The 421-nt window shown below is 38.5% G+C and carries 1 pseudogene; it reads left to right on the forward strand.

The window, feature by feature from the left end:
- Positions 1-150: 150 nt before the first annotated feature.
- Positions 151-421: pseudogene (locus CP357_RS09990) on the forward strand (transcriptional regulator); the annotation flags it as partial.

Here is a 421-nt window from a genome sequence, read left to right on the forward strand (position 1 = left end):
TTGCTGCACCGATAATCCCCGTTATTATTCTTTTCATCTTATCTCCCTAGTTGTTTTCGTCAACTTCATATGATACAAATAGAGAATATCAAGTCGATGTAAATATTTAATCTTCGCATTGTAAAAGTTGTGTAAATTTTGGAGAAGAATATGACTAACAAATTTTTACTAATGAGTCAGAACACTGAATTAACTCAGCAACTAACCACCCTCTGTAAAAAAGCACGGTGGACTCTTAGCCAAATTACAACACCAACCGGATTAGTGGTTGAACTTGAAAAGCAGCCAATTACGGGGATCTTCTGGGATCTTACTGACACAACCCTAGATACCACAATCGCGACAATGACCTTGATCCGCGAGCAGGTTCATGGTCCAATCATTGCTTTTGCGACTAAACTAACAGAACGAATTCAGCGAA

It is taken from the genome of Lactobacillus sp. UMNPBX6 (assembly GCF_002553975.1).
GTDB classification, from domain to species: Bacteria; Bacillota; Bacilli; order Lactobacillales; family Lactobacillaceae; genus Lactobacillus; species Lactobacillus gallinarum.